The following is a 14,748-nucleotide window of genomic DNA, read 5'->3' as shown; positions in this document are numbered from 1 at the left end:
TTTTATTTTTTTGAAGGATCATCCAGGGCGAGTACCGGTTTCCAGCCCCTGTGCCTGTATTTTGCAACGGTTATTTCCTCAAGGGTCAATCCCTTCGTCTCTGGCGTGAAGAATATCGTGAAGACGAGGGCAAGTATCATCACGACGAAGAGGACGAAGAAAAACCCCTCCTTACCCAGAACGGTCGGCTTTGAAAGATACGGGAACAGAAATGCGGACAGGAACGATACTATCCTTGTTATGCCCGTGGCGCTGCCCATCGATGAGCTCCTCAGCTTTGTTGGCAGGAGCTCTATGGCGTAGAGGCCCATGGTATTACCTGGTCCCAGGTTGCCGAGGGCGTAGTCTATGATGAATGCCAGTATGCCGATGGCGAGGAAGACCTGGCCCTTGCCGCTTGCTGCGAAGAAGAAGAGCAGCATAGCCAGAGCCATGGAGCCGAAGCCCAGTATCTGGAGTGGCCTCCTGCCAACGCGGTCGTTGAGCATTACCGCACCGAAGGCACCCATGAACCCTATGGGCATGTAGAACATGAAGGAGTACAGCAGCGTGTATGATCCGACCACACCAAGCTCCTTGAGTATGAGCGGTGAGTATAGTCCTATTCCGTATCCAGCTATATCGTAGAGTATCCACTGAATCCACACGATCAGCGTTCGTTTACCATACTCGCCCTTGAACAGAGAAGCCAGCGATCCGGAGTGTATCCTCGATTCTCTTTTCCTCTCAGCTATTATGCTGTCCATTTCCTCCTTCTTTATGCCTATGCTGTCTGCCACGTCCCTTATCTCCTGTTCCGATACGTTCTTGTCTGCAGCCCTCCACCTTATGGACTCAGGCATCCTCATCCTCATCACAACGACTATGATCGCAGGTATAGCGCCAAGGCCCAGCGTCCAGCGCCATCCCGTCAGCGGATCTATAAGATAGAAGCCGTAGCCTATGATGAATGCCGCAGCCGCTCCAAGGCTCCAGAAGGTCCAGACCCAACCATAGCCCCCTCCCCTCTTGGCGTTAGGGTACATTTCCGTGGTGTACACCGGGCTGAGGGAATAATCGGCGCCGACGCCTAAGCCGACGAAGAATCTGAAGGCTATCATCTCGTATATGTTGGTCGCCAGTGCCGTCAGAACCGCAAATACAGCGAAGAATATCAGATCGAAGATGTACAGATACCTCCTGCCGATCCTGTCGGCGTAATGGCCGAAAACAACTGCACCAACAAAGGCACCGAGGAGAGCCGATCCGGTGACGAAGGATTCCGTGAAGGCCGTGTACCTGAATATCTTGTACGTGACAAGAACCAGCGTGAAGACAGATATCACGCTCAGGTCATAGCCGTCGAGGAAGTAGCCCATCGCCGACAGCGATGTGATGGTCGATCTTCCCGGTACTCTAACTGGTTTGGAATATGCGTTTGATTCCATCACATGATCAGCCGATAGTGTATATTAATTTTATTTGCCTTATCGAATTGCCATATACTTAGGCGTATATATTAATATCTTGGATTAAGGATATTTAAAACAGATTAGATGCTGATGATCCCTCGATCGCTTAAGATAAATATCACGACGTTATATCCTCGTCCGTCGTTGACAGTTGTCTTATCCTTGATATACCATCGATCTCATGCACGACCTCGACAACTGGGTCTGGAACATCATTTTCCCAGGGTTCTCCGGCGATCATCTTCTCTCTTATCTTTGTACCTGTCCACTCCTTCCTATTGACCATAGGGAGCGAGCGAACCTCGTATTTCCTCTCCATGAACAGCCTCCGAACAAGTGGATTGTTCGTGTATACTATATCAAATTTTGGAGTCAGCGCCTCGACATGCGATACCCACAGGGAATTAGCGTTAACGTCCTCTATGGGAACAAGGTAATAGTTGTATATGCGTTCCTTCTCGAGTGTCCTTGATATCATCAGATGTCGTTCGCCTGCCGTGAATGGGTTCACAACGGTATGAGAATACTGCGCAGATCCTATGCCTATTATTATGGAATCATTCTCGCTCAGTATACGTTTCACGATCTCAAGATGCCCTTTGTGAAATGGCTGGAATCGACCTATGAGAAATGCCCTCTTTTCCTTTCTAGTCTCCATCATTAAGAGAGGATAAATGTGAATATATTTTTATCTCATTCATGACATTTTCGTGTGCCCGCATAACATAGGGCTACTCCACTGGTGTTTCAATGCTGGCCCCTGCCATCAGGAACTTATCGAGCGTATTGAACCCAGTGAACGAAACCAATATGGAAAGAAAAACATAGGTGTATTACAGATGAGATGATTATCCGGAGGCAGAACTCATCACGATCTGTCTTTTTCATCAAGAATCTGAAAATGGTACATGTAGCATGGGACTGTATCGATATATATGATCCTTGTCTTCGAATCCGGTATATTCTGTTTTGTTTTTCGTTTTTGGACTATCATTTTCTTTCTCTACAAGCGATCAAAAACATATTTTAATACAAAGGTAATAACCATAGTTGAGTAAATATGGATTTCAATATACTCATAGGCGGTCCGCAAGGGGGCGGTATAGATACAGCCGCTAACCTTGTTGGGAAAGCAGTTGCAACTTCTGGGTATGGTGTTCTCAGTGTCAGAGAATACCACTCAAATATAAAGGGGCGCCACAGTTATACCCATATGAGGGTGATGGACAAGCAGCCAAGGTCGCTGAAGTACCCTGTGAATATTTTCGTCGCTCTGGATCCTGACACTATCTTTGAACACCTTGATGACGTTTCAGAGGTCTCAACGGTTCTCTACGACAAGACCACAGAGGATTACGACCTCCAGGCGGCAAGGATGATAATGAGGGATACGTCCGCAAAGATCAGGCGGATACTGACCGAAAATGGCTTTGAGACCACGATAAGGGGGGCTCTCGGCTATATGAAGAAGCGCGGTGCAAAGCTGTTGCCGATACCGTTCTCTGACATAGCGACCGAGGCCGTTCCAGATGGTACACCCAGCCGGTACTACAACACCATTGGTGCAGCCATAACCCTCGCAATCATCGGTATTGATAGAAAATTTGCAGACGATGCAATATCCTACATATTCAAGGGTAAACAGCAGGTTGTTGAGGAGAATGTTAAGGTCGTCGACGCATCATACAGGTTTGCCGAGGACAGCAAGGTGGCTGGCAAGACGCTGCCGGCACTCCCGACGCCGAGGAAGCTGCTTCTCACTGGAAATGATGCATCGGCCCTCGGAAAGCTGCTGGGTGGACTCAGGTTCCAGACCTATTATCCGATAACGCCAGCAAGCGATGAGAGCACAACCATAGAGGAGCACCAGAACATAAAGTGGATAGGCAAGGAGGCTGAGAACCTCAGAAAGGGCGGTGTCGTGATCGTTCAGACAGAGGATGAGCTGTCTGCGATAAACATGGCCATCGGTGGTGCCCTTACCGGCGTAAGATCTGCCACGGCCACGAGCGGCCCTGGTTTCTCGCTCATGGCTGAAGGTTTATCATTCGCAGGCATGGACGAGGTCCCGCTCGTAGTCACCTTCTATGAGAGAGGTGGACCCAGCACTGGTCTTCCGACGAGGAATGGGCAGTCTGATCTGCTATTCGCTCTAAACGCCGGCCATGGTGAGTATCCCAGGATAGTGTTCTCTTCAGGGACGGTTGATGAGTGCATATACGACGCTGCAAAGGCGCTGAACTACGCAGCGAAATACCAGATGCCAGTGATCCACCTCATAGACAAGAACCTGGCAAACACGCTGGATCTGATATCAAAGGTCGATCTGGACAGGATAAAGATCGAAACGGTGGAGCTGGCAAAGGAAGGCGACGATGTTAAACGTTATGACCTGAATACGGAGAATGGTGTTTCACCATACACAACCATGGGTCGGAATATATTCTGGATGACCGGTGATGAACATGACGAACTCGGGCATGTGACAGAGGATTCCGATATAAGGGACAGGATGATGGAGAAGAGGTTCAAGAAACTCGAGACGGCGGATAGGGAGATACCTCTTGAGGAGAAGGCAGTACTGATAGGAGAGAAGGAGGCAGATATAACATTCGTCACATGGGGAAGCCAGAAGGGCCCGATCCTTGATGTCATAGAGGATCTAAAGGAGGAGGGGATCTCAGCGAACCTTCTTTATCTGAAGATGTTTTCACCATTCCCAACGGAATTTGTGAAGAACGTTCTCAGCAAGGCAAGCCTAGTCATCGATGTGGAGAGCAACTATACTGCACAGGCCGCTCAGATGATAAAGCTCTATACCGGCATAGACATAAAGAATAAGATACTGAAGTATAACGGCCGACACATGACAGAGGACGAGATATTGAAGTCTGCTAAGGAGATATTGAACAAGGAAAGTTTGATGGTGGTGCTTGAAGATGGTTCATAATTTCAGAAATGATATAACTGTGGATTGGTGCCCTGGCTGCGGTGATTTTGGTATACTCACTGCATTGACCTCGGCACTGCAGGAACTGAATCTTGGGCCGCATGACGTTGCGGTCATATCAGGTATTGGGTGCTCGGGGAAAACACCGCACTATGTCAACGCAGCTGGCGCTCACACTCTTCACGGCAGGGCCATACCTGTTGCTGTTGGAGTGAAGCTCACAAACCCGAAGCTGAAAGTGATAGTCACCGGCGGTGATGGCGATCTCATGAGCATCGGAGCTGGTCATCTCGTTGCAGAGGGCAGGAGAAACAGCGGCATAACGGTGCTCATGTATGATAACGCTGTCTACGGCCTCACCAAGGGACAGGCAGCTCCGACGTTAAAGCTCGGTGTCCAGACGAAGAGCCTGGCCAGACCCAACATATACGATGCAATAAACCCGATAATGCTTGCAATATCCACTGGATACTCATTCGTCGCAAGGGGATTCAGCTTCGAGATAGCGCATTTGAAGAATATAATAAAGCAAGCCGTAATGTTCCCGGGTTCATCCTTCATAGACATACTGCAGCCATGCCCGACGTACAACAATATCAACACAATGGACTGGTACAAGAAAAGGGTCTACAAGCTGGACGACGACAAGACGTGGGATCCTGTGGTCACGGAGAACGATCCGAAGGCCGAGGAAAAGTACAACAGGGCCATAGAGAAATCCTTCGAATGGGGAGACCGCATACCCATCGGCATATTCTATGTGAACAAGAAGATCCCTCCGTTCACGGAGCGCCTGAAACAGTATGTTGACAACTACGAGAGCGTACCACCGGCCGCTCAGGACGTCAAGTCCAAGGACGGAAAGCCCATAGTGGACCCATTCGAGACCTTCAAGGATAAGATAATAGTCTGAAGATCTCATCCTATTTTTTCATTTCGATTATCTTTTTTCAATACGGGCTTATTTTCGGAATAGAGAATGATGCAATTACTGGGTCTGCTATGTAAAGAGGGATACAACTATCCATGAACATTGGTCTTCTGACACCGAGGTCAGAAATTGAGGCATGAAATAGGTGATACATCATCGCTGGCCGCAGCTCTATGTGATAAGTTTCGTGATTAATCATGAGTATGAATAGATATCTTGATATGTGAATTAGGTATACCCTAACTATGAAGGTAGTGATTCAGGTATCAGAGAAGGAAAAGATCCCCATGGGGAACATCGTGGGGACACACATAGCAGTGCTGAAGGATGTGGAGACTGTTGAGGTCGTCTTTTTAGAAAGTGCAATCATCGCAACAACCCATGAAGATATGATTAAGCCCCTGCTTGAAGACAAGAAGATAATAGTTATGGCCTGCAGGACCTCAATGGAAATGAACAACATCAAGGAGACGGATCTTGTGAAGGGCGTTTCTGCAACTCCAATGGGAGGCTTCATAGAGATCGTCAGGAGACAGCAGGAAGGATGGTACTACATCCACGTCTGAATTGTCAATTAATTTTTAATGCATATTTTTATTAGATCTGAATCCAAAATTTTTCACTTATGAAGATAGTTGTGTTCTTTTCCTTCAGCAATGGATCATAAGAATGAATTGAAAAAATTCAAGAAGATCCAGCATTTTGGAATCCTGTTTATTTTTTCTCTGATCTTCTTAGAAGTTCTTGAGAACCTCGGCTGCCTCCTTGATGTGGTCGGTTGCCGCGCTGAATGCGAATCTTATATAGCCTTCTCCTGCTGGCCCAAAGACTGGGCCTGGCGAGGATCCGACTCCCGTCTTCTCGAGCAGGTACGATGTCATACCCCATGAGTCGGAAACGCCCGGAGGATACTCCCTTATCTTGTTCCAGAGGTAGAACGTTCCGTGCGGTTTTAAGGGTTCCAGATACCTTGACCCAGAAACGGCTTCATATATTATGTCTCTCCTCTTCTGGTATTCGCTGCGCATCTCCGCTATGTAGTCCTGCGGGCCAGTCAATGCAGCCACAGCTCCATACTGTGTTGCGGAATTGACGCCATTTATGGTGCATCTCAGCAGTTTCTTCATCCTGTCATACAGGAGCTCGTTTCCCGTGTGCGCATATCCGATCCTCAATCCACTCATGGCGTAGCTCTTTGACATGGAGAAAAGTGAGATGGTGTCGTCGTACATCGATCCTGGGCTTACATGCTTTAAGCCATCGAATATAACATCCTCGTAGGCCTCATCGCTCACTATGAATATTCCCTTGCTCTCCGCAAAATCAATTATCTCCGAGATCTGCTTCTCGCTGAACACGTATCCCGTTGGGTTATGTGGACTGTTTATGAATACGGCACGGACCTTGTCATCGTTTTCGTATTTCCTCATTTCTTCTATATAATTCTCTACAGGCAGCCTCACCGGTATTCCATCAGCCAGTTTGATGATCTCCGCAATCTCTGTCCACATTGGGTCAGGTATTATGACCTTCTCGCCCGGTGCGATGAGGGATCTGAACGTTATGTAAAGTGCGTTCATTCCACCATTTGATACCAGAACGTTTTCAGGCGTAGCACCTCTTATGCCATTCTTCTTCACTAACTTCTCAGCTATGGCCTTCCTGAGTTCTGGGATACCGGTAGAATCCGTGTAATGTGTTTTGTTCTTCTTCAGGGCCTCTTCAATGGCCATCCTTACATGATCGGGGATTGGAAACGACGGGTCTCCGGATTCAAGCCTGTAGACCTTCTTCCCAGACCTCTGCATCTCCAAAAGCTGGTCTCTAATCTTGACGATAGCGCCGAACGAAATATCGTCTACGACATTCCTGCTGAGCTGAATCTGTTTCATACGAGGGCTGATTTGCATCATGAATATAAAATATTGTCATGATCTGCTGACATTATGATATGCCATTATGAGATAGAGTCAGAAACGGGTGGCATACACCGGATTACATACGTATCTATTATCGCAATGGATCCAAGTCAATATGGGAAAACTAACATTCGTTTCCTTGCCCTAAAAATCTATAATTATAGGAACCCCGATCGTTGATATTCCCGGCTTTCATTTGAGTCTGCACCATATTGAAGTTAGAGAAACACTTAAATTCAATGTACCAATTTGAAATCATGGAGAGCATCAAGATAGTATGGCATGGACATGCATGCTTCAGCCTGATAGGGAAGAAGCACGTGCTGATCGACCCATTTCTGACGGATAACCCGCTGGCGAAGGTAAAGCCAGAGGATCTGAAGCCCGACATAATACTTGTTACGCATGGGCATTCAGATCATGCAGAGGATGCAGTTAAGATATCGAAAGCGGCCCATGCACCGGTGGTTGCCGCATTTGAGCTCTCAGAGATACTAAAAGAAGAGGGTGCTGAAACTATAGACATAAATCCAGGTGGAACCATAGAGTATGATGGCATAAGGGTCAAGGCGACCATGGCAACACATTCCTCAAGCTACAACGGAAAATATGCTGGAAACCCAATGGGATTCGTCATTGACATGGGTAGAAAGATCTATCACGCGGGTGATACGGGATACTTCAAGGATATGGAGGCCATAGGATCCATAGATCATCCAGATATAGCTCTTCTGCCCATAGGGGGACATTACACCATGGATGTGGATGGTGCCTTTGAGGCTGTGAAGGCCATAAAGCCTGCAATAGCAATGCCTATGCACTATAATACATTCGATGTCATAAAGGCAGATCCGGAGAGGTTCAAGTCGCTGGCCGGTACGGTCGGGACTTATGTTATAATACCAGAGATAGAGAAGCCTATTGAGATCTGATCCGATAGAGCCTAATAAGGATCAGTTCATCCTCACAATTTTTCTTCCTGAGAGAGATGCAACGACAACATGGTTCTTCTTCAGTACCTCTATGAATTCTCTGTCGTTGGTTATGACTGGGCATCCGTACCTGATCGCTGTCTGAAGGATGCATTCATCACCACGTCCCTCGCTCCTTATTATCTCGTGCTTCTGGGCATACTTGAGTCCGATCCTGGCGTTCACGTCGCTGGCAGACAGCTTTTTCAATTCGTCTAGAACACACTCTGGTATGGCTATCCTCGCTATTCCGTTCAGATCCAAAACGATATCGTCAAGCCTTATCCTGCTCTTCATCGCATATATTATAACATTCGTATCAACAATGGCAAAATTTGCCTTCATCCCTGTCCCGCGAATACTTTGAAATCTGCCAGGAGCCTTTCCCTGGCCTGTTCATAATGATCCGTCATATAAAGGCCTATTCCGCTCTCGCTTGCTTTCCTCATGGTGTAATCCATGATCGCTCTGTACTCCCTGAGATGTGCTGCTAGCCTTGTGCCAGGTGAATTTCTGTGTGTGTAGTTCACCCGATCCTCGAGCCTTGACCTATGCAGCTCAGGATCCTGTATGTATATATAGGCCATGAAGATCTCCTCCGTTATGCCTTTGTCCATCATCTCTGGGACAAAGTACAGGCTTTCGATCACAAGATCCTCGCCGTTGGCAAGTGCCCGCGATATGACGCGGTTTATCCCTTCCATCATGGGCTTTGCCTGATCCAGGTATCCCCTTATTATGTTGTCATCGTTCATATCACCATGGAATTTCCATGCATCGTAGACGCTGGTCCCAAGGTGTGAGGACTCCGGCGCAAATGGTCTGAGAAATTCCCGCAGGTAATCCGAGGATAGCACTATGTCAATGCCCATGATCCTGGCTATGTACCCGGAAATACTTGTTTTCCCTACTCCGGGTACGCCACCTATGAACATTATGCGCGATTTCATGGATCAATCAACACCCCATACCCTGATCAGATCTCTTGAATCGATAACCTCTACATGTTGGGCAAGCAGGTCCAGCGCCTCGAAGTACACGCGCTCTGATATTGTTGAGGTCGCATCAGATACAACGAACGGAAAATAGTCATGTATCAGCGCTTCAACGGCAGATACGTAGACATCAGACTCGGTGTAGAACCCGGATATCAGAACAGACCTCACGTTCATGGAATCAAGCCGTTCTGCCACATCGTCGCTGGTGAATATATCCTCGCTATATATGGTGTAGGAGGATCGAAGATCCAGGTCCCTGAATTGTCTGAGGTACTCTTCATCGAAGCTCGACGGCGACATCAGGCTTATCATCTTCTGCTGCTGCTTTCTCATTATGTACTCGGTAGTCCTGGAATTCCTGTACTCTCTATGAATGCCGATCATCGGGATGCCATACTTCGCAGCAGCCTTCTTCAAGACCTGCATCGACGTTATGAATTCGAACTTGCTGAAACTGTGCCTGAAGGCGTCTTCATCAGGATTCATCACTATTATGGCGGATCCCTCGGGATTAAGTTCCACGTCATTTATCCTGTAGTCCGGCTGCTGCATCCTCTTTCCATATCGCCACTCCAATAATAAAATGTTGCTGTACCTCATTTCGGAAAAACATCATGACGGATCACGGTACGCTGTTGAAAATTTAAATCTGTACAGTGCATCTCGATTCAAGTGATATCCCATTGTCCGTACAGGTAAGCGTTGTCGCAGCCACCCTCAACGAGATCGATAATATAGCCCAGTTCATAGATGAGGTCGAAAGATCCTTGGATGGTAGGAATTTTGAAATCATAATAGTCGATGATGACAGCAGGGACGGCACGAAGGAATACATAGCCGGCCGCATGAAGCAGGACGTTCATCTGGTTGTCATAGAAAATCCGTACAGATACGGGATGCTGCGTTCCCTGAAGCAGGGTATAGAGAAGGCGGTGGGTGAGATTGTGCTCGTCATGGACGCGGATCTACAGCATCCACCATCAGCCATACCAGCGTTGATCTCAAGGATAGATAACGGATGCGATATCGCAATAGGAAGCCGCTACATAGACGGAGGTTCTGCTGGAGACAGGGATGCATTCCGGGCAGCTCTTTCCCGTGGTGCAGAATTCCTCGCACATGCGCTTGTCCCGTCCTCAAGGGTCACGAGTGATCCCATGTCGGGCTTCTTTGCCTTTCGGCGAAGTCTGCGACATGACTTCAATTATAGGCAGACATTCTCAACTGCGGATTATGGCGCAAAAATTCTGCTGATAATACTCGCTGAGAACAGGCACGCGAAGGTATGCGACATCGGCTACGTTTTCCAGAGCAGGTTGCGCGGTCGTTCGAAGATAGTGAGCGGGACATCATTCCTCAAACGATATCTGGCAGAGCTGTTTGAGGTCATGAAGCTGGAGAGAAGATACAGGCGCATGGACTGATATTCAGGTTTTATGTCAGTTCACTCCTGCTCCTCATGAGTTTCGCCTTCCATATGGTCACGGGCCACTGCCCCCTTCCTTCGGCCAGATCCCCTCGGTCTACCTCGCCTCTTCGGCATGCCATGTCCACTCGAACCGACGGCCTTCTCCAGTACTGCCAGAGCCGAATCTGGATCTGGCTCATAGCGAAGGCTATCTGCAAGGTCATGCTCACCGATATAGTCGAGCCACATGGACACATGACCCTCGGCGAGATGATACTGCACAGCGGCTCTGTCATAGGCCAGGAGGCATTTCATCTCATGATAAAGGCTCGGAACATCGCATGCGATCCCTATGAGACGGTCGTAAGATTTGAAGTAGAAAGGTTCCATATTTTACTTATGACAACTTAATATATAAGATTTTATATAGAAAAATTAGCCGGATGATTTTTACCTTATCATTTTCATCTACATTTTGATCATAATGGATACTCCATGATCCGTTCCGCACCGGACATCAGTGGCCAGAGATCGCCTTCATGACATCATCATAGCTGAAAGTGTTGAGTATTCTGTTCTTGGGAAGGCCGGCTCGCCTGGATATGCCAACGCCATACCTTATATCGGCAATTCCCTCCGGTTTCTCCGAAAAGGAACCCAGTGCATAGGTCACCTCATCCCTGCAGGATATTATGTCCTCTGCAATGGGATCGAAGGCAAGATCGGTGGCCGTTATCATGATGATGGAACCAGCCTTCTTGGCCGATTTGACTATATCCGACAGGTTTCTGATCCTGTCTCCTCCGAATCTCCTTCCTGTTGGATTTCTTATGAACGTGGGCCTCATCGATTCTATGGTGCTGCATGCGTCCGCTGTGTTCGATGACTCCGAAAGGTCAAGAACAGTGAAATCGAATGTCGCATGTGCCATCCGATCCGGATCCTGTTTTCCAGAGATCTCGACACCGACTAGGACGCCTTCCATGGACTTAATATCCTTCATAAATTCTGATATCGACTGATCTTTCGCCACCACACCGATGTATCCATACCCTGTCATCTTCTTGATTTCCTTGACTCCGTAGCTCATGGCGAAATCATATGGTATGTAGAAATCGCCAATCACATCACCGTATCCCATCACATTAGGCAGCTTCGATGAGATGGCAAGGTCGATCTCTCCTCGATCCTCCCTCATCTCCGGTTGTATATACTGCATGCCAAGCTCAGCGTATATCCGCTCCTCGCCCTGGTTCTCCACCAGGTTCCTGTCGTCTCTGTACAGCCCATACTCGTTAAGCTTGAGCCCTCTGTCTATGGCGATCTTTCTCAGTTTTATGTTGTGATCCTTCGATCCTGTGAAGTACTGAAGAGTCGATCCGAAACTGGCCCTGTCTATGATCCTGAGATCGCATGTCACATCCGCGTCTGTTGCAATCGTGCTTTTCTTCTCTCCGCTGCTTATGACCCTGACGCAGTGCCTGCTCCTTGTGAAGGCGTCGATGGCACTTGCCGGATCATCCGTGACGCAAAGTATATCGATGTCACCCACAGTATCCCTCATTCTCCTTATGGACCCGGCGACGCTGACGTTCAATGTACCTGGTGCCCGACGTATCTCCTCAACTATATCCATCGCGATCCTGTAGCCCTGTGGCAGTGGTATCCTCCTGTACGACATCTCTGCTATCTGCAGGTTGTCGGCTATCTCTCTCTCGCTCTTATCACCGAAACCGGGTATTGAGGCTATCCTGTGCTCGGAAAGGGCCTTCTTTAAATCATCCAGATCCTTTACACCGGCATATTTGTAGAGCGACGCTATCTTCCTGGGACCAAGGCCCTGTACCTTTGAAAGCCCGCGGAAGTCTATGGGATATTTCTTCTTGAGATCGTCATATTTTCCTATCTTGCCGGTGCGTATGTACTCCTCTATGTACGATGCGATCTTCTTGCCTATGCCCTCTATTGAGGTCAGAGCTTCAATACCGCCCCTCCTGTAGATATCCTCAACATCCTCGTTCAGCGATCGAAGGGCCCTCGCTGATCTGAGGTAGGCATTAGCCTCGAAACGTGATTTATCATTTCCCTCGGCCTGAATCATGTAAGCGATCTCTTCGAACATGGCGGCGAGATCTTCGTTCATCATGATTAAAAAACAACTGCACCGATAATAATCTTCCTGTTACGGTCAGAAATGCATGAAAAGGACGATTACGGCGACGATTATCACTATTGCACCCAGTATATAGAATATGGTGGAATCCCTCCTGTGTATGGGCATTCCAAATTCGTCCACGTTTTCTGTGATATATTCGTAATCATCGCTGTGTTCCTGGCCTTCGTTGTCAGCGTCCTGGGCCGGAGCCGGTTTAGATCTGTTGTAATTCCTCCTTCCGTACCAGAAGAATGGAAAGAAGAAAAATATGGGGAAGTAGCTGAAGTAGTAACCATAGCGAGGTAGGAATACTGGCAGCAGGAAATCCATTACCAGGAAGAAAAGGACGTAAAGTATTATCATATAGACTATGGGATTTCTTCTGACCATCCTGATTCCAATGCAATTCTCCTATTAAAATATGAACACCGTTGCATTGCAGTAGTTTTCAAGGATCGAAGAAGGTTGATATCCGATGAATGGATGGCACATTGGCCTCGAAATGAATCTGTTCTATACCATAGGATGGACATGAGGCCAGGTGGTGATGGAATGAAGATTACCGAAGTGAGACCATATATTGTTAGGAACCCTTGGAAAAAGTGGGTCTTCATCGAGTTAGAAACTGATGATGGTTCCATCGGATACGGAGAGGCAACGGTCTTCAATGGGCAGTTTTCTGTTGCGTCTCGACTGAAGGACGTATCAAGGTTCATCCTGGGGAAGGATCCCATGAAGGTCCGGAGACTGATCGGGGAATGGTTCGTTTCGACATTCAACCGGGCGCACGATATGGTCAACGTGGCATTGATCAGCGGTGTGGAAGCGGCATGCTGGGATCTCATCGGAAAGCATTACGGATCGCCTGTCTACGAACTCCTGGGCGGTCCAGTGAATGATAGGATACGCGTCTACGCCAACGGCTGGTACACAGCGATCAACGATGTGGAGGACTGGGCAAAGGCCGCAAAGAAGGTGAAGGAGAGGGGGTACACGGCACTGAAGTTCGATCCTTTTGGTGCTGGATCTGGATTCCTGAGCAATGAAGAGTTCAAACGATCCATGGAGATAATACGCGCAGTTCACGATGAGGTCGGCGATGACACGGAAATGCTCATCGAAGGCCATGGGCGCTTCAACAGGTCCATGGCGCTGAAGATCGGAAAGGAACTTGAGAGATACGATAACATCGGGTGGTTTGAGGAACCTGTCATACCAGAGGATGTTGAGGGCCTGACCATCCTTTCTCGTTCTCTGCGTATACCGATAGCGGCCGGCGAGAGATTCATAACACGCTACGATTTCGTGGATCCATTTGTCCGCGGTGCCATACACATAGCTCAGCCGGACGTTATAAATACAGGCGGTATCATCGAGACGCTGGTCATAGGCGCAATGGCTGAGGCGCACAACATAGCTATGGCACCACATCAGGCCGAAGGACCAATAAATACCTTCATAACCCTTAACGTGGACGCCCTGATGCCCAATCTCAAGATACAGGAGATGTTCGATGAGTTCGCCTATCCATCATGGGCATGGGACGTCGTGACTGGAAAGCCAGAGGTCGTAAACGGTTACGCGAAGCTTCCGGAGAGACCTGGAATAGGCATAGAACTGAAAGAGAAGGTGAGGGATTACTTAGCCACTGAGAAGGATCCAGATTTCAATCTGTTCTCCTCAGGTTGGGAAAAAAGAGGTTTCTCGTGATTTTTCATGGAAACCTATTTTTCGATCAGAGTAGGTGGTGTTTCTGCCTCTGGTTCTCCTGATTTGAGTTCACAGGCTCGTAGAAATCAACCTTTCCGCACTGCGGGCATCTGTACAGCGTGAATGTCTGTGTCGTCTCCATCATATCGTTCCATCCCCCAAGGAACATTCCGCCTATGCCCGTGAAGCCTCCAACCCTGAACTTCAGGTTATGGTTTCTGTTAACATGGTTAACATCCACCTTCGGAAGTTATC

The 14,748-nt window shown here is 48.0% G+C and carries 16 protein-coding genes; 6 read left to right on the top strand and 10 right to left on the bottom strand.

Going from position 1 to position 14,748, the window contains the following annotated elements; genetic code table 11:
- Positions 1–2: 2 nt before the first annotated feature.
- A complete protein-coding gene (locus F6Q11_RS05615) occupies positions 3–1,427 on the bottom strand; it encodes an MFS transporter (RefSeq protein ID WP_297027022.1) in 1,425 nt (474 codons plus the stop codon).
- Positions 1,428–1,569: 142 nt separating this feature from the next.
- Positions 1,570–2,109: a nicotinamide-nucleotide adenylyltransferase gene (locus F6Q11_RS05610; RefSeq protein WP_297027075.1), complete on the bottom strand. Its 540-nt coding sequence runs from the start codon at positions 2,107–2,109 to the stop codon at positions 1,570–1,572.
- 402 nt (positions 2,110–2,511) lie between these two features.
- Between F6Q11_RS05610 and F6Q11_RS05605 the strand changes: the two genes are divergently transcribed.
- The 3 genes from F6Q11_RS05605 (at position 2,512) to F6Q11_RS05595 (ending at position 5,898) form a co-directional block, all read left to right on the top strand.
- Positions 2,512–4,401, top strand: a complete 1,890-nt coding sequence (locus F6Q11_RS05605; protein ID WP_297027019.1) for a 2-oxoacid:ferredoxin oxidoreductase subunit alpha — start codon at positions 2,512–2,514, stop codon at positions 4,399–4,401.
- Positions 4,391–5,314: a 2-oxoacid:ferredoxin oxidoreductase subunit beta gene (locus tag F6Q11_RS05600; RefSeq protein WP_297027016.1), complete on the top strand. Its 924-nt coding sequence runs from the start codon at positions 4,391–4,393 to the stop codon at positions 5,312–5,314. Before F6Q11_RS05605 ends, F6Q11_RS05600 begins: the two co-directional genes overlap by 11 nt.
- A 263-nt stretch (positions 5,315–5,577) precedes the next feature.
- Positions 5,578–5,898: a hypothetical protein gene (locus tag F6Q11_RS05595; RefSeq protein ID WP_297027014.1), complete on the top strand. Its 321-nt coding sequence runs from the start codon at positions 5,578–5,580 to the stop codon at positions 5,896–5,898.
- A gap of 168 nt (positions 5,899–6,066) precedes the next feature.
- Here the strand turns inward: F6Q11_RS05595 and F6Q11_RS05590 are convergent, their stop codons facing one another.
- Positions 6,067–7,224: a pyridoxal phosphate-dependent aminotransferase gene (locus F6Q11_RS05590; protein WP_297027011.1), complete on the bottom strand. Its 1,158-nt coding sequence runs from the start codon at positions 7,222–7,224 to the stop codon at positions 6,067–6,069.
- A gap of 284 nt (positions 7,225–7,508) precedes the next feature.
- On the opposite strand from F6Q11_RS05590, the gene F6Q11_RS05585 reads away from it, so the two are divergent.
- Positions 7,509–8,183, top strand: coding sequence for a metal-dependent hydrolase (locus tag F6Q11_RS05585; protein ID WP_297027010.1), 675 nt, complete (start codon positions 7,509–7,511; stop codon positions 8,181–8,183).
- A 21-nt stretch (positions 8,184–8,204) separates the two neighbouring features.
- Here F6Q11_RS05585 and F6Q11_RS05580 read toward each other — a convergent pair whose 3' ends face one another.
- From F6Q11_RS05580 to F6Q11_RS05570, 3 genes are read right to left on the bottom strand one after another with little or no spacing between them, the layout of a single operon-like run.
- A complete protein-coding gene (locus tag F6Q11_RS05580) occupies positions 8,205–8,567 on the bottom strand; it encodes a PIN domain-containing protein (RefSeq protein ID WP_297027007.1) in 363 nt (120 codons plus the stop codon).
- On the bottom strand, positions 8,564–9,172 hold the full coding sequence (locus F6Q11_RS05575; RefSeq protein ID WP_297027005.1) for a mevalonate-3-phosphate 5-kinase: 609 nt from the start codon (positions 9,170–9,172) through the stop codon (positions 8,564–8,566). Before F6Q11_RS05575 ends, F6Q11_RS05580 begins: the two co-directional genes overlap by 4 nt.
- Before the next feature lie 3 nt (positions 9,173–9,175).
- A complete protein-coding gene (locus F6Q11_RS05570) occupies positions 9,176–9,820 on the bottom strand; it encodes an isochorismatase family protein (protein ID WP_297027004.1) in 645 nt (214 codons plus the stop codon).
- Positions 9,821–9,903: 83 nt separating this feature from the next.
- Between F6Q11_RS05570 and F6Q11_RS05565 the strand changes: the two genes are divergently transcribed.
- Positions 9,904–10,644, top strand: a complete 741-nt coding sequence (locus tag F6Q11_RS05565) for a glycosyltransferase (RefSeq protein WP_297027002.1) — start codon at positions 9,904–9,906, stop codon at positions 10,642–10,644.
- A gap of 20 nt (positions 10,645–10,664) precedes the next feature.
- On the opposite strand, the gene F6Q11_RS05560 is transcribed toward F6Q11_RS05565, so the two are convergent.
- From F6Q11_RS05560 to F6Q11_RS05550, 3 genes are all read right to left on the bottom strand, one after another.
- Positions 10,665–11,018: a hypothetical protein gene (locus tag F6Q11_RS05560; RefSeq protein WP_297027000.1), complete on the bottom strand. Its 354-nt coding sequence runs from the start codon at positions 11,016–11,018 to the stop codon at positions 10,665–10,667.
- 127 nt (positions 11,019–11,145) lie between these two features.
- Positions 11,146–12,774 (bottom strand): helix-hairpin-helix domain-containing protein, encoded by a 1,629-nt coding sequence (locus F6Q11_RS05555; RefSeq protein ID WP_297026998.1) that lies wholly within the window; start codon positions 12,772–12,774, stop codon positions 11,146–11,148.
- 42 nt (positions 12,775–12,816) lie between these two features.
- A complete protein-coding gene (locus F6Q11_RS05550; RefSeq protein ID WP_297026997.1) occupies positions 12,817–13,173 on the bottom strand; it encodes a hypothetical protein in 357 nt (118 codons plus the stop codon).
- Between the two features lie 162 nt (positions 13,174–13,335).
- Between F6Q11_RS05550 and F6Q11_RS05545 the strand changes: the two genes are divergently transcribed.
- Positions 13,336–14,493, top strand: coding sequence for a mandelate racemase/muconate lactonizing enzyme family protein (locus F6Q11_RS05545; RefSeq protein WP_297026996.1), 1,158 nt, complete (start codon positions 13,336–13,338; stop codon positions 14,491–14,493).
- A gap of 25 nt (positions 14,494–14,518) precedes the next feature.
- Here the strand turns inward: F6Q11_RS05545 and F6Q11_RS05540 are convergent, their stop codons facing one another.
- Positions 14,519–14,734 (bottom strand): nucleotide-binding protein, encoded by a 216-nt coding sequence (locus F6Q11_RS05540; RefSeq protein WP_297026995.1) that lies wholly within the window; start codon positions 14,732–14,734, stop codon positions 14,519–14,521.
- Positions 14,735–14,748: the final 14 nt, after the last annotated feature.

The sequence above is a fragment of the Thermoplasma sp. genome (assembly GCF_008709555.1).
Lineage (GTDB): Archaea > Thermoplasmatota > Thermoplasmata > Thermoplasmatales > Thermoplasmataceae > Thermoplasma.
This window is presented reverse-complemented; position numbering and strand designations above follow the sequence as displayed.

Coding starts and splice junctions, on each gene's coding strand:
- F6Q11_RS05585 (WP_297027010.1), top strand. CDS start 7,509: ATGGAGAGCATCAAGATAGTATGGCATGGACATGCATGCTTCAGCCTG.
- F6Q11_RS05545 (WP_297026996.1), top strand. CDS start 13,336: ATGAAGATTACCGAAGTGAGACCATATATTGTTAGGAACCCTTGGAAA.
- F6Q11_RS05555 (WP_297026998.1), bottom strand. CDS start 12,774: ATGATGAACGAAGATCTCGCCGCCATGTTCGAAGAGATCGCTTACATG.
- F6Q11_RS05605 (WP_297027019.1), top strand. CDS start 2,512: ATGGATTTCAATATACTCATAGGCGGTCCGCAAGGGGGCGGTATAGAT.
- F6Q11_RS05560 (WP_297027000.1), bottom strand. CDS start 11,018: ATGGAACCTTTCTACTTCAAATCTTACGACCGTCTCATAGGGATCGCA.
- F6Q11_RS05570 (WP_297027004.1), bottom strand. CDS start 9,820: ATGAGGTACAGCAACATTTTATTATTGGAGTGGCGATATGGAAAGAGG.
- F6Q11_RS05615 (WP_297027022.1), bottom strand. CDS start 1,427: ATGGAATCAAACGCATATTCCAAACCAGTTAGAGTACCGGGAAGATCG.
- F6Q11_RS05590 (WP_297027011.1), bottom strand. CDS start 7,224: ATGAAACAGATTCAGCTCAGCAGGAATGTCGTAGACGATATTTCGTTC.
- F6Q11_RS05575 (WP_297027005.1), bottom strand. CDS start 9,172: ATGAAATCGCGCATAATGTTCATAGGTGGCGTACCCGGAGTAGGGAAA.
- F6Q11_RS05600 (WP_297027016.1), top strand. CDS start 4,391: ATGGTTCATAATTTCAGAAATGATATAACTGTGGATTGGTGCCCTGGC.
- F6Q11_RS05580 (WP_297027007.1), bottom strand. CDS start 8,567: ATGAAGGCAAATTTTGCCATTGTTGATACGAATGTTATAATATATGCG.
- F6Q11_RS05610 (WP_297027075.1), bottom strand. CDS start 2,109: ATGGAGACTAGAAAGGAAAAGAGGGCATTTCTCATAGGTCGATTCCAG.
- F6Q11_RS05550 (WP_297026997.1), bottom strand. CDS start 13,173: ATGGTCAGAAGAAATCCCATAGTCTATATGATAATACTTTACGTCCTT.
- F6Q11_RS05595 (WP_297027014.1), top strand. CDS start 5,578: ATGAAGGTAGTGATTCAGGTATCAGAGAAGGAAAAGATCCCCATGGGG.